The organism is Pontimicrobium sp. SW4, assembly GCF_039954625.1.
GTDB lineage: Bacteria > Bacteroidota > Bacteroidia > Flavobacteriales > Flavobacteriaceae > Pontimicrobium.
The window spans coordinates 1,746,362-1,765,164 of the sequence record NZ_CP157199.1 but is presented as its reverse complement, the minus strand read 5'-3'; the positions used below and the strand labels follow the sequence as shown (position 1 = coordinate 1,765,164).

At 31.4% G+C, this 18,803-nt stretch carries 19 protein-coding genes; 13 read left to right on the top strand and 6 right to left on the bottom strand.

All coding sequences use genetic code 11. The features are described 5' to 3' along the window. The first annotated feature begins 285 nt into the window (after nt 1–285). Entirely contained in the window at nt 286–1,053 is a 768-nt protein-coding gene (locus tag ABGB03_RS08280; RefSeq protein WP_347921775.1) for an NYN domain-containing protein, read from the top strand. 453 nt (nt 1,054–1,506) lie between these two features. Here ABGB03_RS08280 and ABGB03_RS08275 read toward each other — a convergent pair whose 3' ends face one another. Then, entirely contained in the window at nt 1,507–2,259 is a 753-nt protein-coding gene (locus ABGB03_RS08275; RefSeq protein WP_347921773.1) for a LytTR family DNA-binding domain-containing protein, read from the bottom strand. After that, the gene (locus tag ABGB03_RS08270) at nt 2,252–4,123 is read right to left on the bottom strand and encodes a histidine kinase (RefSeq protein WP_347921771.1); all 1,872 of its coding nucleotides are present in this window, start codon (nt 4,121–4,123) and stop codon (nt 2,252–2,254) included. The genes ABGB03_RS08275 and ABGB03_RS08270 overlap by 8 nt, the downstream gene beginning before the upstream one ends. 577 nt (nt 4,124–4,700) lie before the next feature. Between ABGB03_RS08270 and ABGB03_RS08265 the strand changes: the two genes are divergently transcribed. The 3 genes from ABGB03_RS08265 to ABGB03_RS08255 are packed head-to-tail and all read left to right on the top strand — an operon-like array spanning nt 4,701 to nt 8,103. After that, on the top strand, nt 4,701–5,672 hold the full coding sequence (locus ABGB03_RS08265; RefSeq protein ID WP_347921769.1) for a hemagglutinin protein: 972 nt from the start codon (nt 4,701–4,703) through the stop codon (nt 5,670–5,672). Between the two features lie 21 nt (nt 5,673–5,693). Then, a complete protein-coding gene (locus tag ABGB03_RS08260) occupies nt 5,694–6,503 on the top strand; it encodes a T9SS type A sorting domain-containing protein (RefSeq protein ID WP_347921767.1) in 810 nt (269 codons plus the stop codon). A 10-nt stretch (nt 6,504–6,513) separates the two neighbouring features. After that, nucleotides 6,514–8,103, top strand: a complete 1,590-nt coding sequence (locus ABGB03_RS08255) for a tail fiber domain-containing protein (protein WP_347921765.1) — start codon at nt 6,514–6,516, stop codon at nt 8,101–8,103. A gap of 81 nt (nt 8,104–8,184) precedes the next feature. Here ABGB03_RS08255 and ABGB03_RS08250 read toward each other — a convergent pair whose 3' ends face one another. Further along, the gene (locus ABGB03_RS08250) at nt 8,185–9,378 is read right to left on the bottom strand and encodes a multidrug effflux MFS transporter (protein ID WP_347921763.1); all 1,194 of its coding nucleotides are present in this window, start codon (nt 9,376–9,378) and stop codon (nt 8,185–8,187) included. Between the two features lie 99 nt (nt 9,379–9,477). Between ABGB03_RS08250 and ABGB03_RS08245 the strand changes: the two genes are divergently transcribed. Then, nucleotides 9,478–10,092: a DEAD/DEAH box helicase gene (locus ABGB03_RS08245; protein WP_347921761.1), complete on the top strand. Its 615-nt coding sequence runs from the start codon at nt 9,478–9,480 to the stop codon at nt 10,090–10,092. Here ABGB03_RS08245 and ABGB03_RS08240 read toward each other — a convergent pair. The 3 genes from ABGB03_RS08240 to ABGB03_RS08230 form a co-directional block, all read right to left on the bottom strand. Continuing rightward, nucleotides 10,089–10,859, bottom strand: coding sequence for a response regulator (locus ABGB03_RS08240; protein ID WP_347921760.1), 771 nt, complete (start codon nt 10,857–10,859; stop codon nt 10,089–10,091). The genes ABGB03_RS08245 and ABGB03_RS08240 overlap by 4 nt on opposite strands. Before the next feature lie 228 nt (nt 10,860–11,087). Next, nucleotides 11,088–12,680, bottom strand: a complete 1,593-nt coding sequence (locus ABGB03_RS08235; protein ID WP_347921758.1) for a tetratricopeptide repeat protein — start codon at nt 12,678–12,680, stop codon at nt 11,088–11,090. A gap of 190 nt (nt 12,681–12,870) precedes the next feature. Then, nucleotides 12,871–13,428 carry a hypothetical protein gene (locus ABGB03_RS08230; protein ID WP_347921756.1) on the bottom strand — a complete coding sequence of 186 codons (558 nt, stop codon included), beginning with the start codon at nt 13,426–13,428 and terminating at the stop codon, nt 12,871–12,873. 336 nt (nt 13,429–13,764) lie between these two features. Here ABGB03_RS08230 and ABGB03_RS08225 point away from each other — a divergent pair, with 336 nt between their 5' ends. The 8 genes from ABGB03_RS08225 (at nt 13,765) to ABGB03_RS08190 (ending at nt 18,792) form a co-directional block, all read left to right on the top strand. After that, nucleotides 13,765–15,117 (top strand): hypothetical protein, encoded by a 1,353-nt coding sequence (locus ABGB03_RS08225; protein WP_347921754.1) that lies wholly within the window; start codon nt 13,765–13,767, stop codon nt 15,115–15,117. A 213-nt stretch (nt 15,118–15,330) separates the two neighbouring features. After that, the gene (locus tag ABGB03_RS08220) at nt 15,331–15,582 is read left to right on the top strand and encodes a hypothetical protein (protein WP_347921753.1); all 252 of its coding nucleotides are present in this window, start codon (nt 15,331–15,333) and stop codon (nt 15,580–15,582) included. Between the two features lie 44 nt (nt 15,583–15,626). Beyond that, entirely contained in the window at nt 15,627–15,965 is a 339-nt protein-coding gene (locus ABGB03_RS08215) for a hypothetical protein (protein ID WP_347921751.1), read from the top strand. 122 nt (nt 15,966–16,087) lie between these two features. Further along, a complete protein-coding gene (locus ABGB03_RS08210; protein ID WP_347921749.1) occupies nt 16,088–16,534 on the top strand; it encodes a DUF1572 family protein in 447 nt (148 codons plus the stop codon). A gap of 11 nt (nt 16,535–16,545) precedes the next feature. Continuing rightward, nucleotides 16,546–16,959 (top strand): hypothetical protein, encoded by a 414-nt coding sequence (locus ABGB03_RS08205; protein WP_347921747.1) that lies wholly within the window; start codon nt 16,546–16,548, stop codon nt 16,957–16,959. A gap of 17 nt (nt 16,960–16,976) precedes the next feature. After that, complete coding sequence (locus ABGB03_RS08200; RefSeq protein WP_347921745.1) at nt 16,977–17,591, top strand: hypothetical protein; 615 nt, start codon at nt 16,977–16,979, stop codon at nt 17,589–17,591. Between the two features lie 10 nt (nt 17,592–17,601). Beyond that, entirely contained in the window at nt 17,602–18,075 is a 474-nt protein-coding gene (locus ABGB03_RS08195; RefSeq protein WP_347921743.1) for a hypothetical protein, read from the top strand. A gap of 81 nt (nt 18,076–18,156) precedes the next feature. Then, nucleotides 18,157–18,792, top strand: a complete 636-nt coding sequence (locus tag ABGB03_RS08190) for a MarC family protein (protein ID WP_347921741.1) — start codon at nt 18,157–18,159, stop codon at nt 18,790–18,792. Nucleotides 18,793–18,803: the final 11 nt, after the last annotated feature.

Below are 18,803 nucleotides of genomic sequence, written 5' to 3'. Positions count from 1 at the left end.
ACTCGATGTGACAAAGTAATACGTTTTGTCAGTTCGAGTAAAATTACGTAGTAATATAGTATCGGGAACCATATTAATTAGCATATCAACATCACTAATACCCTTTTACGTACCTTTAAGCAAAATAAACAAAAACACCCATGGCTAAAACACAAGATACAAAGCGAAATGTTAAAAAAGAACCCCTTTTAACTGCTAAAGAAAAAAAAGCAGCAAAACGCGCTAAAAAAGCTACTAAGGGATAATAGTAAAGCAAAAAATTAAAGTAAGAAACACAAAGTATATATGGATATTAAATTAGCAGTACTTATTGATGGTGACAACATTCCATCGGCTTATGTGAAAGAAATGATGGAAGAAATTGCTAAATACGGTAACCCCACCATTAAGCGTATTTATGGTGATTGGACGAAACCGCATCTTTCCAAATGGAAAAATATGCTGTTAGAAAATGCCATTACACCTATACAGCAATACGGTTATACCACAGGAAAGAATGCTACAGATTCGGCGATGATTATCGATGCGATGGATATTCTCTATTCTCAAAAAGTAGATGGTTTTTGTTTGGTGTCCAGTGATAGTGATTTTACGAGATTAGCAACACGCTTACGTGAAGCAGGCATGAAGGTGTATGGAATTGGTGAAAAGAAAACGCCTAATCCGTTTATTGTAGCTTGTGATAAGTTTATCTATATAGAAATTTTAAAACATCAAAAATCTGAAGATGAGTCAGCATCTGGTGAGACTTCAGAGGACTCTAAAGATGATTATGATAAAATAACACCTAAGGATATCCACTTTATTGCAACAACCATTTCTGATTTAGCGGATGATGATGGTTGGGCTTTTTTAGGGGATGTTGGAAGTTTGTTACAAAAAAAGCAACCCAATTTTGATTCTAGAAACTTCGGTTTTGAAAAGTTGACACCACTTATTAAATCTATTGGTAAATTCGAAATTGAACGACGTGAAGATTATAAAGGGCGTTCAAAATTAGTATACGTAAAAAATAAACCAAAGCCAGCAAGACGTTCACGCGGAAAAAAGTAGTACTTACTTTTTAGATGTGTTCCCAAAACCAATCGAAGCAATAAAGAAATACAACTGTCAGTTCGAGTGAAATTGCGTAGCAATTTAGTATCGAGAATCAAGTTAACAAGCATCTCGATACAAATTTTCGCTTTGCTCAAATTCACTCGATGTGACATTAAGTTATGATTGTGTTTGCATTCAATACAAAATGCTTGTCAGTTCGAGTTGAGGCTTTAGCCGAAGTATCGAGAACAATACATGACTACATCTCGATACAAAACCTCACAAGTTTGGTTTCATTCGATATGACATTAACTGTTAATAAAAGTTTCAGCATTCTCTAGCGTTATAATTCGCTATATTTGAGAATAATCAACCAATTATTCTTTTTATGAAAGGTATACAGTCCTTTAAGGTGTTGGCATTCACTTTATGTATATCTAAACCAACAATGATGAAGTAATAAATACATTATACTTTAGTAATACGTTCAAGAAAGAGTGATTTACGGGAGCGTGAAAGTGGGACAATACTGTTATCAAGCATTTTTAAATAACCACCATCTTCTTTAATATAACTAGCAAGTTTGCTTAAGTTAATTAAATGCGATTGATGTACTCTAATAAACTGGTTTTTGTCTAGAAGTTCTTCAATACTTTTTAGGGTTTTAGAAATGGTAGTTTTTTTTGAATCTGTTGTATGTATTTCGGTATAATTAGAGTCGGCTTGAAAGCGAATAATATCATTAACACGAATAAATTCAATTCCTTTTTGTGTTGGAAAGGGAATGCGTTCTAGTTTTAAATTATTTTCAGTAAGTAAATTTAGGATACTTTTTAATTCTTCTTTTTGCAAATTATTACTTTTTGTATCTATTCGCTCTAATGTGTTTTTTAGCTCAGTACCGTTTACAGGTTTTAGTAAATAATCATAAGCTAAGTATTTAAAGGCTTTAATGGCATATTGGTTATATGCTGTAACAAATACAAGGTTGAAATCTAAATATGTGAGTTGATCTAATACCTCGAAACCACTTAACCAAGGCATTTCAATATCTAAAAATACCAAATTTGGTTTTTCGCTTTCAATAATATTAGCAACTTTACGTGCATCACTGCATTTGGCAACGATCTCAATATCTCTATTTAAATTTAGAAGTTCATACTCTAATATTTCAAGACTATTTACTTCATCGTCTATTAAAATAGCTCGTTGCTTAATCATTTGTTGTCTTTTTAAATTTTATTACTACCTTGGTTCCTATTGCTAGATTATTTGATGAATATAAGTCAAAAATTTCGAACGAACTTTTTATGTTACTAAGCATCTCTAACTGTTTTAATCTATTTGAAGTTATAGAAATGCCTAAACTAGATTTGTGAGATTTCTTTTTCGAAATGTTGTTAGAGGCTTTTCTGCCAATACCATTATCCTCTATTTCTAAGATTAGAGTTTTAACTTCTTGCTTAATTCTAATTGTTAATTGCCTATCTCCATCTTTATGCATTAGTCCATGCCAAATAGCATTTTCAATAAATGGTTGAATAATCATTGGCGGAATTTGAAAATGATGATCAACACTCGTGTCAATATCAATGTGATAATTAAAAGTTTTACTAAACCGCAGTTTTTCAATTTCTATGTACGAAGTAATTGTTTTTAATTCATCATCAATAGATACTAAAGGTTTTCTTGAAGTTTCTAAGATTTGACGAATAAGCGTAGAAAATTCATTTATAAAATTTAGTGTTTCATGTTTGTCTTTTTTTATAGTATAATATTTAATACTATTCAAAGTATTAAATATAAAATGCGGATTAATTTGAGAACGCAATGCTTCTGCTTCTAACTTAGTGAGCTTTAATTCGTAGCTTGTTTTTAGTTCTTCTTCTCTTATTCTACGACCTTTTTTATATCTACCAAAAAAATACGTAAGGATTAATAAAGCCAAAAGAATTAAACCTAAAAAATAAGATGATTTATAAAAAGGTTGATATATATAAAATGATAGCTCTCTGGATGCTAAATTATTACCAGTGTTGCTGATAGCCCGAATAACAATATTGTGATGACCAACAGGTACATCATATAATTTTAAATCATTGGGATCTGTAATTGTTTCCCAACCACTTTCATCTAGGTTATATTGATAGGTAAAATCGTCAAGTACATAAGGCTTAGATATTGAAAATTCTATATCAATATTTCGCTCAGTTTCATTTAATTGAATTGGAGCGTATCCATCAATATTTGGCCTTTTTACTAAAGTATTATTTGCTTTAAATGAGCTTACGTCTATAATATGCTTAAAAGGTTTTATATATGTTTTTAAAGGAATAGTAGATCTAAAAATTTGCCCTCGCTTGGAAGCCCAAACGTAGCCACTCCTATCTAAATTTAAAAAGACACCATCCATCATAGCATCTGGAGTTTTTAACCATTTATAAGTTTTGGTATAATTGTTAAAAACGGCGTTACCCAATTTTGCAACATTTACGAGTGCTGTACTGTCGTTAATAGGAATTGCGGAACGAATAATATTATAACGCCAATCGTCCTTATATTTTATTCCGGTTTCGAAACGTGAAAATGCTTCTGTTTTAAAATTGAATGCCACCATACCTAGCCCATATGCAGGCATCATAAGATTGGATTCATGTTGGTATCCACGATTAAAATTATGTGCTAAGGAATCTGACCAAATACTTGATATTGTATGTTTTTTATGTGTATTGGTTCTTAAATCGAGTCTATAAAAACCATTCATTAATGCAACCCAAACAACATCTTTTTCTAGTTTTGGATATATTGATTGTACAGATTGAGAACTTTCTCTGTGTTTTACATCTTTGCCATTAATAAAGTGTTTAGATATTATTTTATGACTATTCTTATTAACAAGATAAAGTCCATTGGCTGTGCCAACATAAAGAGTGTCTTTTACTAATTCCAACTCTAAAATATAGTTTCGATAATTAGGTGGAAATATAGGCTCGTCTAATTTAATCTTAGTGGACGTTAAATTTTTTAAGTCTAATTTGTACAATCCTTTACGTTCTCCGTACCAAATAATGCTGTCACTCTCCATTAGAAATCGAATGCTAGGTTGAGAACCGATATCAAAATTATAAGTACTAGATAAATAATGAGTTACGTTTATAGCAGAATGTCCATTGTATCTATAAAGACCATTATTAATTATAGCCCAAATAATGCCATGGTCATCCTCATAAAATTGATCAATATTTTCCCAAGATTGTAAGCCATCATCTGAAGTAATAAAAATGCGTTCAAACTCAATATTCTTTTCATTGCTAGACTGACTCCAAGAATTAAAGAGGGAAAAAGAACATAAAACAATAATGTATAAAAAAGTTCTGATACAGTGTATTTTTATAGATTAAATGTAATTTAAATTACTGAGACTAACATCTATAACTTATCATCTACAAGGTTAAGCTGTGTTATTTGAATACTTCAATGAGTATTTGGAAAATTTGATTGCTTATAGTTTAGTTCCAAATACACTAAAAATGATAGGATAGATTATTGTATCGAATACTAAGTCATTTAATCCAGTTTTAGCCAAAATTAAGCAGCTTACTAAATGGGAACATAAACTCATGAAACTTAAAGTTATTTTAGTTAACTAATAAATAATGAGTATGTTAAGATTATTTGTGTTTGTAGTTTTTGCTAACTGCACAATTATTAATGCCCAAACTATAGAAAAATATAGTATAGATAGTGGTGGAGCTATAGCTTCAGCAGGAGGTATGGAGTTAATGTATACTTTAGGTGAAACTAGTATTCAAGAATTAAAGGTTAGTGGCACCAGTATGTCCGAAGGCTTTATAAACTCAAACTTTAAAGTGTTGGTATTACCACAGGTGTTTTTACAAGGACCAATGCTAAACCCTAGCACACCAGGACTTATGAACGATGATTTACGTTCTGGAAACCAGCTTCCAACTACAAGCCCTTATGCAGATGTAGCCACTGTTAATGCTTCAATTTTTACAGTTACTGGAAACAATGCTATTGTAGATTGGGTTTGGTTAGAGTTAAGAGCAAGCAATGATACAGGTGAATTAATAAACGGAAAATCAGCCTTATTACAACGCGATGGTGATATTGTAGATTTAGATGGTGTTTCCAATTTAAAAATGCAAGCAGCACCCACGCAACATTATGTGGTGGTTAAACACCGTAACCATTTAGGGGTAATGACAGGGAATACGGTTGGTTTAAAAGAAACAGCCAATACATCAATTGCTTATAAACAAAATGCATTAGTTACTTACGGTAGTAATGCACAAGTGCAACTTGCAAATGGCAGTATGGCATTATGGGCTGGTATTACCGATACTAATAAGAAAATTAGATTTTCTGGAGCCAATAACAACGCCAATGTTATAAAGGATGCTGTATTAGCACACCCTGGAAATGGCTTTAACTCTGTTACTTATGGAATCTCTGGATATTTACTTTTTGATTGCGATTTAAACGGTCAAGGTAAGTTCTCTGGTTCAGGAAACGATAGTAATATTATAAAAGACAATGTTCTATCTCATCCAGCAAATGGATTTAACTCTCCAACATTTACAATTAATCCAACAGTACCTCCAAAAAATTAAATTAATTATCAAACATAGATTATGAAACAACAATACATTCTTTTAATATTGAGCATGTTCACTTCCATTTGTATGGCGCAAACCTATGAGTTTGCTTTAGTTCATAATGGAAATTACGATTTTAAAGTGGTAGCAATCCCAAATTTTGATTCAGGAGGAAACACCGATATTTCTGATATTGGTTTTACACTAATGCTTCCAGCAGGAACAGCCGATATTGTAAATCATAATGGCTTATTAACCTCTAGAACTTGGACTGTGCAACAGCATGATGCTGCTTTTTTAACAGGACAAGGCTTAGGCGATGGAACTTTAGATGCTTTTCAGTTTAATGTACCACCTGGACAAAGTATTATTACACATACAAATGGGCAACAAATAGACTTGATAAGTTTTCAAGTAAGTAATAATCCAACCAGTGGAACAATGTATTTCTTGTTAAATAGCGACCCTATTGCAACAGGAGCTGGTAGTGTATTGGATAGTTTTTATAATACAGATTTAGATGGTCCAGGAGGAAACCCAACAGCCGATTATTTTGGTGGATTAGCCTCTGGTATGGAAAGTTTTTCATTTGCGCCATTAAGTATAGATAATGCCAAAATTGATCTGGCATTTATATCAGTCTACCCAAATCCAACTAAAGGTGTTGTTAATGTAGATACATCAAAAACGATAAGTAAACTGGAATTGTACGATGTTTTAGGAAAATTAGTAGTTACAAAAACTAATTCTTATAGAATTGATTTGACGCAACTACCAAATGGTATTTATTTTTTAAAAGGAGAGGTAGATAATACAAGTTTTACAAGAAGAATAGTAAAACAATAATAGGTTAGACATGAAAAAAATAATAGTATTTATAATTGCGATTTTTAGCTTAACACTAAATGCGCAACAAGGCATTAACTATAAAGCCTTAGTAAAAGATAATTTAGGAAATGTAGTAGCTAACCAAAGCATTACAGTACAGTTTCAAATATTAGAAGGTGTAGGACAAACCAACGTCTATCAAGAAACACATACACCAACAACAACAACAAATGGTTTTGTGGTACTTATCATGGGTACAGGAACTGTTAATTCTGGTGTGTTTAATACGATAGATTGGGGAAACGACGATCATTATCTAAATGTGCGAATAAATACAGGCAGTGGTTTGATAGATATGGGAACCACTCAATTTAGTGCAGTGCCTTATGCGTTGCATGCTAAGAGTGTAGATGGTGCAGTTTCTAAACTTAACGATTTAACCGATGCCAAATCGGATAACGATGGTACAGATAATGGTTCTTCTGTATTTATGGGTATAGATGCTGGACTAAATGATGACGGTACTAATAATCGTAATGTTGGTATTGGTTATCAAGCATTATATAGTAATACTACAGGAGCTGTTAATACCGCTAATGGTTTTCATGCATTATATAGTAATACTACAGGATCTAGCAATACCGCTAATGGTTTTCATGCATTATATAGTAATACTACAGGATCTAGCAATACCGCTAATGGTTATCTAGCATTAGAAAGTAATACTGAAGGAAATTATAATACCGCTAATGGTTATCTAGCATTAGTTAAAAATACAACAGGAAGTTTTAATACCGCTAATGGTGATGAAGCATTATTTAGAAATACAACAGGGTATTATAATACTGCGAATGGTTACCGAGCATTATATAGTAATACTATAGGAAATAGTAATACTGCTAATGGTAATGAAGCATTATATAGTAATACTACAGGAACTGCTAATACCGCTAATGGTAATAAAGCACTAGATAGCAATACTACGGGACATTATAACACTGCTTTTGGTAATACTAGTTTAAAGACTAATGTTTCTGGAAGCTATAATGTTGCTATAGGCAACGACGCTTTGTATAACGTTACTAGTGGGAGTAATAATATTGCTCTAGGTGCTGCTACTACAGTGCCTAGTGCTACAGGAAGCCATCAAGTACGTATTGGTAATTCTCAAATCACCTATGCAGGAGTACAAGTAGCATGGACAGTAACCTCCGATAAACGTTGGAAAGACCAAATACGTGAGTTGCCTTATGGTTTAAACATGGTAAATAGATTACAACCAGTAGATTATGTACGTAAAAACAATACGCAACAAACTCGCGAAATAGGTTTTATTGCACAAGATGTACAAAAGGTATTGCAAGACTTAGGCTATAACAACCAAGGGCTGTTAAGTAAAGACGACCAAGGTTATTTAAGCATTCGTTATAACGATTTAATTCCTGTGTTAACCAAAGCCATACAAGAGCAGCAAGAACAAATAAAGAAATTACAAACTGAAAAAGCATCGTATAATGCAGAATTAAATAACTTACAAGTAAAAACAGAGCAACAATCAAAAGTTTTACAGCAGCTTTTAGAACGTGTTTCTATTATTGAAAATGCAAACTCAAACTAGAGATTATTAATATTTTTAGTAATTAGGGAAAAAGTGTTTCTATGTTTAGGAACACTTTTTTATGAATTTCAATTGTAAGCTTTATGCTTTGGAAACTTTTAACCTTAAAAACACTAATAACGACAAAATCCCAAATATTGAAAACCCAATAAAAAGCGGTAACACAGAATCTGAGACAAAGCTTCCAATATAGTTTGCAATAGGAACAGCCATTACAGTAGATACAAAACCATTAATTGCTGCACCAATACCAGCAATATGCCCTAAAGGTTGCATCGCCAACGAGCGTAAGTTTCCAAATAAAAATCCTATTGCAAAAAATTGTAAAGCGAAAAAACTAATAAGTATTTTAAAGCTCGGATTTACTCCAGACCAAAATAAAACAACATAAAGAATTGAAATTAAACAATAAGCAATAGTAGCAAAATATGCTATGCGCCACATACCAAATTTCACGACATAACGGCTATTTAAAAAAGTCGCTAAACCAACAGAAATAGCTAAGCTAGCAAAGATATATGGGAACATATCTCCTAGATCATATTGCTGCTCAAAGATTTGCTGAGCTGTACTCAAATACACCATAAAGGAACCTGTAATAAATCCAGATACCAACGTAAAACCAACGGCATGTTTATGCTTCATAAACTCTATAGTACCATTTACAAATAGCATAGGTGTAAATTTTATGCGTTTGTCTTTGTTTAGCGTTTCATCTTGACGTCTCCAAAACCAAATCATGACAACAAAACCAAATAAAAGATTTACATAAAAAATGGATTCCCAGTTGTAATAATTTAATAAAAACTGTCCTAGAGTAGGAGCAATAACTGGAACTAAAATGAAGAACATCACAACAATGGAGAGCACTTTAGCCATATAATTACCACTATATGAATCTCTAATCATGGCAATGCTTAATGTTCTTGGTGATGCGAGACCAACTCCTTGTAATACACGACCAAAAATCATCATCTCAAAACTTTTAGTAGACACACAAATAAAAGTGGCAATAATAAATAGTGTAAAACCAATATATACAATAGGTTTTCTTCCAAAACTATCTGATAAAGGACCAAAAATAAGCTGACCAAAACCTAAGCCTAAAAAAATCATGGTCACCAATAATTGGTTGTCATTTGGGTTTTGAACACTTAACGCAGTTCCAATTTCAGGAAGTGCAGGTAAAAGCGCATCTATAGAAAGTGCTACGATAGACATTAATGAAGCCATTAATGCTACGAATTCGAATTCAAAAGTTTGCCTATTTTGCATTGTGCAAATGTAGTTTAATTCTGTAGAGTATATAATATATTAATGCTAAGATGCTCTATTTATATTGTTACATTTGTATTGCACATTTAAAAAAGAGATTTGTCGTTTAAAAAATTAATAGAGCCTTTAAAAATCACCCTTGAGAACTTACAATTTGAAGCACCTTTAGATTTTCAAAAAGTAAGTTTACCAAAAATTAAAAGTGGTGTGGATGTATTTGGTATTGGTCCAGAAGGTTCAGGAAAAACAACAACATTAATCCTTAGTGTTGTTCAAAAACTAAAAGGAATAGCCTTCGAAGATGCACCAAGAGCATTAATTATTGTGAGGGATAAGCAGGAAGCTTTAGCTTTAAAAGATAAATTTAATGTGTATACTAATCAAACAGATTTGCGTGTATACTGTGCTTATGAAGAACATAATATTGATACACAAAGAGATGAAATTTACGACGGTGTAGATGTGCTTATTGCAACACCTAAGCGTTTAAATAAGCTCTTTTTATTAAATAGTATTAATTTGAGTCAGCTGAAAATGTTTATTGTTGAAGATGCTGAATTTTCAACTATAAGTAATAATTTTCAGGATATAAATCGTATTTCAGAGAGTATAAATAAATGTCAGTACGTAGTTTTTGCTAAAACATTTGATGCTAAAATTAGACGTTTTCAAGAGACGTTTATGTATAACTCACAAAAAGTTGAGATTAACTAAATGGTATGAAATAATTTAAAAACTTTATTTCTATAAGTTTTACTTACAGGTATTTTTTTGTTTCCAATAAAAAGCATATTTCCTTCAAATCCATTAACTAAATTAATGTTTACAACATAGCTTCTATGTACTCTTAAAAATTGAGTTATAGGCAAATGCTTTTCTATTTTTTTAAGTACCATAGAGTAAATAAACCGCTCAGATTTTGTGCTTACTGTACAATAATTGCTATCTGCTTGTAAAAACAAAATGTCTTTTAAAGGAACGCGTTCAAAATGATGGTTCTTTTTAAGAAACAAACTGTCTTTAATTTGCAATACTTGATTATCTTTTTTATTAAAAGATTGTTTTTTTAAAAGTGATCTTTCATGAGTTTTGTTTGCATAATTCATTAGAGCTAATTCTATTGCTATACTCACTTGACGGTCATTAAAAGGTTTTAAAATATAAGCATAAGGACGAACACTTTTTGCGCGTTCTACTAAATGTGTGTCGGCATGTGATGTTAAAAATATAAATGGAATATGATGATGATTATTAATGATGCGAGCAAGCTCAATACCATCAAGCTCTCCTTTTAAAATAATATCGATTAATAAGATGTCAATATCAGTATGTTCTTTAATTAATTGCAAAGCACGTTCAGCAGAAGCAGCAATTCCAACAACATGATAGTTGATTGCTTCAAGCCTATTTTTAATGTCTTTAGCAATTAATGTTTCATCTTCTACGATAAGAATTTTTACTTTAGCGGTTTTACTATTCATGCTTTATATTGAATTATACTTTTATTGTGTGTTTTGGTTAATTTGGCTAAACTAAATGTCAGTTCGAGTGATTTTCTATGATATTGAGCGCAGTCGAAATAAGTAGAAAATTGTATCGAGAACAGGTTTTATACCACAAAGTTTGATTCTCGATACTAATTTTACTCTTTTTAAATCGTAAAATTCACTCGAATTGACAAATTTTAATAAGCATGTTCGGCAGGTGCGTTATGCAATTTTTATAGTCATTTTCCAATGTGCTCCATGTTTGCTATCCAATTTTTTAATAGTCCCTTCTAATTGTTCAATTAATGAGTAGATAAGCTTAATACCAAAAGAGTTGTTTTTTTCTGCCTCATTAGTATTAAAACCAATCCCATTATCTATAATTTCAATATTTAGATACTCTTTTTCCTGTGCCATAACTATTTTGAGTTTTGGTTTATGAATGTTATTATATGCATATTTTAATGCATTGATTATAATTTCATTAATAACTAAAGCCAGTGGAACAGCTGTATCTAGATTCGCACTAATATCATCAATTTTAAAATCTGGTTCAAAAGGCGCATCATAGCCATGAAAAAGCCCTAGAACTAATTCTTCTACATAGTCCTTTAATAATATTCGTGTATCTAAATCTTCTTGATAGAGTTTTCTATGCACTAGAGAGAGTGCTTCTACACGATGTTTACCTGCTACAATGGCTTCTTTGGCAGGATGACCTGTAAGCTCATGGCTTTGAAGGTTTAGTAAACTTGAGATCATTTGTAAATTATTCTTTATACGATGATTAAGCTCTCTAAGCAGTAATGCCTTTTCTTGCTCGCGCTTAAATAAACTAGCATTAGCGACCTTAACTTTTTTATTACCGCGATAGAGTAGGTAAGCAAAAAGCAACAATAAAGAAACACCTATAGCTAAAGAGGTGACCCAGTATTTTTGGTTGGTATTAGTGATGTTTAATAAATCTATTTCAGACTCGCGTTTGTCTATTTCGTAACTAGCCTTAACTTGTTCTATTTTCTGGACATTCTCTTTGTTGACCAAACTATCTTGATACACCTGAAACTGTTTTTGATACTCTAAAGCTTTACGATACTGTTTTTGCTCTTCATAAAAACTAGTAAGAAAAGCACTAAAATCTCTAATCTGTTCTTTTAGGCCAGCTTGTTTAGCCATAGAATGCGCTTCTAAAAACTTAGCTTCAGCAAGTTTGTGCTTTCCTTCTTTATTATAGACTGTCCCTAACTCAGCAAGATATACAGAAGTAGAATAATCATCTCCCATGGGAGCTAGAATAGTAATTGCATCGTTTAGGTTTTCTTCTGCTAATTCTAACTTGTTTTGAGTATTATAAACCATTCCAAGGTTACCTTGGGAATAGCCTTGTACGATATCATTATTTAAAGTTTTGTTTAATTGTAAAGTTTGTTGAAAAGCGGTTGCTGCACTATCCAAATGTTGAGCTAAACGATAGGCTTCTCCTAGATTTAAAATAGTTAAAACATGATTTTGAATATTATCTGAATCCGCATAAATGTTTTTTGCTTTTTTTAGATATTGAATTGCCAAATCATAATTTTCATCACTCATATAATTATTTGCCAGTTGTGAATATGATGCCGCTTGTCTTTTCACCATATTTAAGGATTCATAAATTTGTAATGCCTTTAAAGAGGCTTGAAATGATAAGTGATTGTTACCAAGGTTTCTCTCTATATGACTAACTTCTTCTAAGGCTTCGGCTTGTAAAATTGGTGACTCTATTTCAATTGCTAGATCCAAAGATTGTTTCGCAAAACGTAATGCAGTATTCATATCTGGATGATTATAAGCAATATCAGCAAGTAATTTAAAATGCTCCTTTTTCGAAAAGACACCGTGATCTAAAATATTTAATAAACTGTCAGCTTTCCTTATATTCTGAGAGAAAACTAAAATGGGACATATTAGAACAAATTTTACAAGATAATTAAGGCGCATAATACTCAAGATGAAAATGATTCAATTAGTCTCTATTAGAGCTAATTTTTACTACAGGATCTAATATAAAATAGTATCTACGTTTATAACCATCTTTGTGCTCAATGATTAATGAAAACATAATACTATAAGCTACAATAGTATCAGGAAATTTTTTTCTTGTAGAGATACTACATTTCCCTTTTTTATTTGGGGAGACAAATAATGTTCCTTCTGGAGCACTAAAAATGTACTTAGAATCACAATTAAAAATCTTTTTCCAATACCCTTTTGCGATACGGTCTTTATCGTTAAATTTTCTATCAACGTTTTTAACTTTACAGCATACCAGTTTAGGGTCACTTAATTTGTATTGGCAATCATCCTCATCTTCAGGGCACAGTTTAATAGAAACCTTTGCTTTTGCAGGAATAGCAGGGAATTGACTATCTCCTAAACTTACAAAATTGTCTACAGGAATAGGCTGGTAAGGGGTGCCTAAACCTAAGTAGCACATTTTAATCGCTTCTTCTAAATCTTTTAAATTAATAGGAAATTTTCTCGGATAGTTTTTTTTAGTTGTTAGATTAATTTTAATGAACATGTTATTGGTTTTTAGTTAGTACATGTTCTTAGGGATTTTACATTGCTATTGTTTAAAAGTAGCAAAAAAACAGACATTAAGCTATTTAATTGAAATAAAGAGTTTCTTCTAATGCAACAGATGTTTTATTTTAAGAATACAGATGCTACTTTACTCATTAATAATTATCACCCACTCAATAAATTAGCTCATCCACTCATCTCTTTTCTTTTTACTCTAGTAAAAAAACATATTTGACTAATCTTTGATATTGTAGCTACAAATAATGAGATTAATGGCGCTAACCGAAAAGCCAATTAAAAATAGAGTAGGTATTAATTAATTAAAACAGTTATTATGGCTTTTTCATCAGAACAAGTATGGGCAAAATTTTACGAAAAATTAGTTCAAACAGCAGTACCAAATTTCGACAAAACAAAGCAAGTTGTATCTGTATCAGGAACAACATTGAGTGCAGACATTGTTAATGCAGATCCAGATATTAGTAACGCTAATATTTATAATATTGGTAATTTATTACCAGCTGCAAGTGCCTCATATGCTCCAGGAGGAGATTTAATTACATCTTATGCACTTTTTCTTCAAAATATAGATTTAGGAGGAAATACAGATCCTGCATTGGTTGCAAAAATTAATGTTGCTTCAGCTAATGTAAATAGTAACCAATCTAATTTCACAAAAGTACAAAGTGAAGCCTATACTCAGTATTCAACATACAAAACAACTATCAATCCTGGTTATACAGGTGATTTTGACACGTGGGCTAATGCCAATTATCCAGTTTATGCTTCAGCAAAATCCTCACTTAATGGGGCGATAGCAGATTATGATGGTTTAATGGTAGAGGCTCATGGAGCTGGATATTCAATTATTGAAGCGGCAGAAGCAGCTGTTAGCTCGATCACAGGAGCAAAAAGCCTTACAAGTAAAAACTCATATAATATGCCTGTAAAAGTTGGGTCAGTTGCTCCTGCTGGTGGAACTCCAGTACTTCCAGGGCAAGATCCGGCAGCACCTGTAAGTTCTTTAACATCAACATTTCGTCCTGCATTTAGTGTAGGAGGAGGGCTTAATAAAGTTTTATCTGCATGGCAAACGGAAAGTGTTAATAAGAATTTTCCAGTATCTTTTTCTTTATCTGGAAATTTTGCAGATGGAAATTATAGAGATTTTGGTTGGAGTGAAGCAGTTAGTGCATCCTATAGATCATGGTTTTCAGTAAAAGTGAATCAACAAGCATCTTATCAATCTGTAAATCAAGATTGGAAACAATCTTCTTTTGATTGTAAAATTTCTTTTAATGGGGTGCAATCATTTCCAATAAATCCAAGTGCAAATTGGTTTTCAAGTGGAATAATTCAAAATTTTAAAGATAAATTACTTAAATCAAGTCCACAATTTTTTGGTGATGGAGGCTCTCTTAATATCATACCTTCATCTATAATATTAGGATACGGTCTTAAAATTACAATTACTGTAGATAATGCAAGTTATACATCTTTAAAAACTGCATTTCAGCAATCTGCTTCAGTTTCAGTAGGTATTGGGCCATTTAGTTTTAGTGGTTCTGAATCTTCACATTTAAACACATCTAGTTTTACTTATAATGATGATTCCAATACTATTGAAATCAATCCAGGGCCTACTAATGTTCCTTTTTTATTAGGAGTAGTGAGTAATAAGTATTAGTAGAATATATGGGCTCAGACACAAGATTATTATTTTCTGTTTCTGAGCCATATAACTTATTAAATTAAAATAACCCAAGTATATATAGATATTATTGAAATGATAATAAGCTAACATAGTAAGAAGAAAAAGGGACTTACAAATTATAAAAACTATAGGCAGTATCCGAAAAGCTTATATTACAGAGTAAAAAAAACTTTAAATAAATTTAAGATGGCGCAATTTGACAATCAATTACCCGTAAGTGCAAGTGTTCGTTATACGGCAACAGATAACACTAAACCTTTACAGCATGTGAATGCACATTTTATTGTTGCTAGCATAAAAGATGTTAAGCCAAGTAAAAATGTATCAGTAACGGCAGGAGGCGTTACACATAACACGATGGCTCCTCTCAATGCGAACCAAGCTACTTTAGCAATAATACAGGGAGCTGGTAATGCATGGCAACTTCAATGGGTTTAACATCAGTTAATTAAATAGAATAAACAATTTAAAACAAAAGTATTATGGCAAAATATCCAAAAATATCTAGAGATAAATTCTCCAGAGAAGTAAAAGAATATCTAAGAGAGATGAATGATAGAGCTATGAATGGCACTGCTTATCCAGATCTAAATTATGGACCTTATGGTAATGAAGGTGGACATGGGTCTATGAAGTTACCACCAGTACCTTCTAAAGGAGATACACATTATTTTGAAGGTCGTTGTGGCATGACTAGAAATCATGATCCAGGTAGGTATCGTTTTGTTTTTTTAGTAGATATGACAACAACAACCCCGTTAATCCTTAAACGCTATTATTCAGATAATCACTATGCAAGCTTTTATGAAATTGTAAGTTAATTGTTTTTATTAATAGAGATCAACAAATTTAAAACCAGAATTTTTTAATTCTGGTTTTATTACTTAAAGTATAGCCTGTTATTCTATATATTGCTAAATTTGTTTTAAAGAAAACAGTAGTTATGTTACTAGACACTTTAATAAAAATATTTAATAGAGATCTTAATAAGTTAAAAACGGAAATTGAGCTATATAAAAGTGAATCTAATTTATGGATTGTAGACAAAACAGTTACGAATAGTGCTGGAAACCTTTGTTTACACATTATAGGAAACCTTAATACTTATATTGGTGCAGCTCTTGGAAATTCAGGCTATGTTAGGCAGCGTGATTTAGAGTTTTCTTTGAAAGATATTCCAAAAGTAGAACTGTTACGTCAAGTAGACGAAGTTATTCATATCGTTGAAAATACTTTATCGAAATTAACATCTGAAGATTTAAAAAAAGAATTCAAACGAAGAGCTACAGAAGACAAAATGACAACAGGTTATTTTTTGGTGCATCTTTCCACACATTTAGCATATCATTTGGGACAAATTAATTATCATAGACGATTATTAGATTCATAATTAATTAAAATATGAATAATCACTATCAATTTAATGATGAAGCCTTCGAATTACAATTTCGTAATGGAACTTTAAATCCGTCTCTATTTAATCATGAAGCACATATTAGGTTAGCTTGGATTCATGTTGTTAAATATGGAATTGAACAGGCTTTAATTAATGTAGATAGCCAATTATTCAATTATGTTTGTTCACTTGGTGCCCAAGATAAATATAACAAAACGGTAACTATAGCTGCTGTTAAAGCTGTTTATCATTTTATTCTAAAATCGAAGTCTAATAACTTTAAGGATTTCATTTCTGAACATCCAAGATTAAAAGCAAACTTTAAAGATCTTTTGGCACAGCATTATAATATTGATATATTTAATTCAGAAACAGCAAAATCTTCCTTTTTAGAACCAGATTTGCTACCATTTGATTAAATAATTTGTCTAACATTATGAAACTACCCCAAAAAATTATTTTCCTTTCTTTATTTACATTATTACTTACTTCTTGTGTAGAACCTTCTGGAAACAAAAAAAATAATACACTACTAAACACAGATTTTGAATTAATAAGGGTTAACAACCAATATAGTATTGAGCTTCCAACCTTTATGAAAGAATCTGAAGACCTAAATGAAGATGCATCGTTAGAATATCAAAATATATTTAAAGAGACTTACACCATTGTTATTGATGAGTCTAAAGAAGATTTTATATCAGCTTTCAAGGATCTAGGAGAATTTAATGAATCATTGTCGATAGCTAAAAATTATAAAAACATTCAATTACAATTTTTGGGTGAAGAAGTATCAATTAGTAGAGCAGAAGATATTGAATCATCTACTATAAACGGTCTTCCATTCGAAATTACAGAAGTAGATGCTACTATAGATGGGATTGATATAGGTTACACACTAGCTTTTGTTGAAGGTGAAAATTATGTGTATATGGTAATGGCATGGACTTTACAAAATAAGCATGACAAGTATCGTGATTTATTTCAAAAAATTGTAAAATCATTTAAAGTTATAAGTAGAAGGAAAGGTGTAAAAAAGAGCGTTAACTAATTAGAATTATATGAAACCAGCCAGTATTATAGAGCTTAAGAAAGAATTAAAGTACCGTTCGCAAGAGCAACTTATAGACTATTGTATGGCAATGGCAAGGTTTAAGTTAGAGTCTAAAGAATTATTGACCTATTTAGTGTTCGAATCGGAGAATGAAGACGCATATATTGAAAGTGTAAAGACTTATATTGATATAAATTTTTCAGAAATAAGTGCTACTAACTATTATTATATAAAAAAATCTGTTCGTAAAATATTGAGACAAGTTAAACGCTTCATTCGCTATTCGAAAAAGAAAGAAACAGAAGCAGAGTTACTTATTTATTTTTGTAAAGTTCTAGCTAAAATAAAACCGTCTTATACACAAAATACTATTCTAACCAATATGTATAATAAGCAGTTAGAATTTGCTCAAAAAGCTATCGCGAAAATGCACGAAGACCTACAGTATGACTACAATTTAATGATAGAAGATTTAAAGTAAAATTTTACATTTTGGTAATCATTGCTTAAAGGTTAAGTAACCGCGATAACAATAAATAGTAGTGACTTTGCATCAAAAAACATGAACTTACTATTAGTTACTTTTGGTGCTTTGTTTTCTATTATGAACCCTTTGGGAACAGTACCAGTATTTGTTGGTTTAACACAAAATAACTCTAAAAGAGAGCGAGCCCTAACAGCTTTTTGGACAGCTATAAATGTGTTGATAATTCTACTACTATCTTTTTTTGCAGGAAAATTTATTTTATCCTTTTTTGGAATTAGCCTAAACTCTTTAAAAATTGCTGGAGGATTAATAATTACCTCATCTGGTTTTGCGCTTTTAACAGGAAAGTTTGGGGAACATAAGGGGATGAAACGCTCAGGAGTACAAGAGGATATCCATACTAGAGATTCTGTATCACTTACACCTTTATCCATTCCAATGCTAGCTGGTCCAGGTACAATATCTATGCTTATTGGTTATAATCAAGAATTTCATTTAACAAAAGATATATTAATAATTATTTGCGCAATGGTTTTAGCAGCAGCAAGTATTTATGTAATTCTTAAAAGTGCCTATTTTATAGTGAAATTTTTAGGAGCTTCAGGCATTAATGCGTTATCTAGGATTATTGGATTTATAGTTATTGCTATTGGAATTGAATATATGATTTCTTCAATTGTCAATATACTATCAGGTGTATCATTTAAATAATCATGTTAAAT

What these genes read in the sequence shown, in the direction of transcription:
- ABGB03_RS08280 (WP_347921775.1), top strand. Translation starts at nt 286, where the DNA reads ATGGATATTAAATTAGCAGTACTTATTGATGGTGACAACATTCCATCG.
- ABGB03_RS08275 (WP_347921773.1), bottom strand. Translation starts at nt 2,259, where the DNA reads ATGATTAAGCAACGAGCTATTTTAATAGACGATGAAGTAAATAGTCTT.
- ABGB03_RS08270 (WP_347921771.1), bottom strand. Translation starts at nt 4,123, where the DNA reads ATGGAGAGTGACAGCATTATTTGGTACGGAGAACGTAAAGGATTGTAC.
- ABGB03_RS08265 (WP_347921769.1), top strand. Translation starts at nt 4,701, where the DNA reads ATGTTAAGATTATTTGTGTTTGTAGTTTTTGCTAACTGCACAATTATT.
- ABGB03_RS08260 (WP_347921767.1), top strand. Translation starts at nt 5,694, where the DNA reads ATGAAACAACAATACATTCTTTTAATATTGAGCATGTTCACTTCCATT.
- ABGB03_RS08255 (WP_347921765.1), top strand. Translation starts at nt 6,514, where the DNA reads ATGAAAAAAATAATAGTATTTATAATTGCGATTTTTAGCTTAACACTA.
- ABGB03_RS08250 (WP_347921763.1), bottom strand. Translation starts at nt 9,378, where the DNA reads ATGCAAAATAGGCAAACTTTTGAATTCGAATTCGTAGCATTAATGGCT.
- ABGB03_RS08240 (WP_347921760.1), bottom strand. Translation starts at nt 10,859, where the DNA reads ATGAATAGTAAAACCGCTAAAGTAAAAATTCTTATCGTAGAAGATGAA.
- ABGB03_RS08235 (WP_347921758.1), bottom strand. Translation starts at nt 12,680, where the DNA reads ATGAATACTGCATTACGTTTTGCGAAACAATCTTTGGATCTAGCAATT.
- ABGB03_RS08230 (WP_347921756.1), bottom strand. Translation starts at nt 13,428, where the DNA reads ATGTTCATTAAAATTAATCTAACAACTAAAAAAAACTATCCGAGAAAA.
- ABGB03_RS08225 (WP_347921754.1), top strand. Translation starts at nt 13,765, where the DNA reads ATGGCTTTTTCATCAGAACAAGTATGGGCAAAATTTTACGAAAAATTA.
- ABGB03_RS08220 (WP_347921753.1), top strand. Translation starts at nt 15,331, where the DNA reads ATGGCGCAATTTGACAATCAATTACCCGTAAGTGCAAGTGTTCGTTAT.
- ABGB03_RS08215 (WP_347921751.1), top strand. Translation starts at nt 15,627, where the DNA reads ATGGCAAAATATCCAAAAATATCTAGAGATAAATTCTCCAGAGAAGTA.
- ABGB03_RS08210 (WP_347921749.1), top strand. Translation starts at nt 16,088, where the DNA reads ATGTTACTAGACACTTTAATAAAAATATTTAATAGAGATCTTAATAAG.
- ABGB03_RS08205 (WP_347921747.1), top strand. Translation starts at nt 16,546, where the DNA reads ATGAATAATCACTATCAATTTAATGATGAAGCCTTCGAATTACAATTT.
- ABGB03_RS08200 (WP_347921745.1), top strand. Translation starts at nt 16,977, where the DNA reads ATGAAACTACCCCAAAAAATTATTTTCCTTTCTTTATTTACATTATTA.
- ABGB03_RS08195 (WP_347921743.1), top strand. Translation starts at nt 17,602, where the DNA reads ATGAAACCAGCCAGTATTATAGAGCTTAAGAAAGAATTAAAGTACCGT.
- ABGB03_RS08190 (WP_347921741.1), top strand. Translation starts at nt 18,157, where the DNA reads ATGAACTTACTATTAGTTACTTTTGGTGCTTTGTTTTCTATTATGAAC.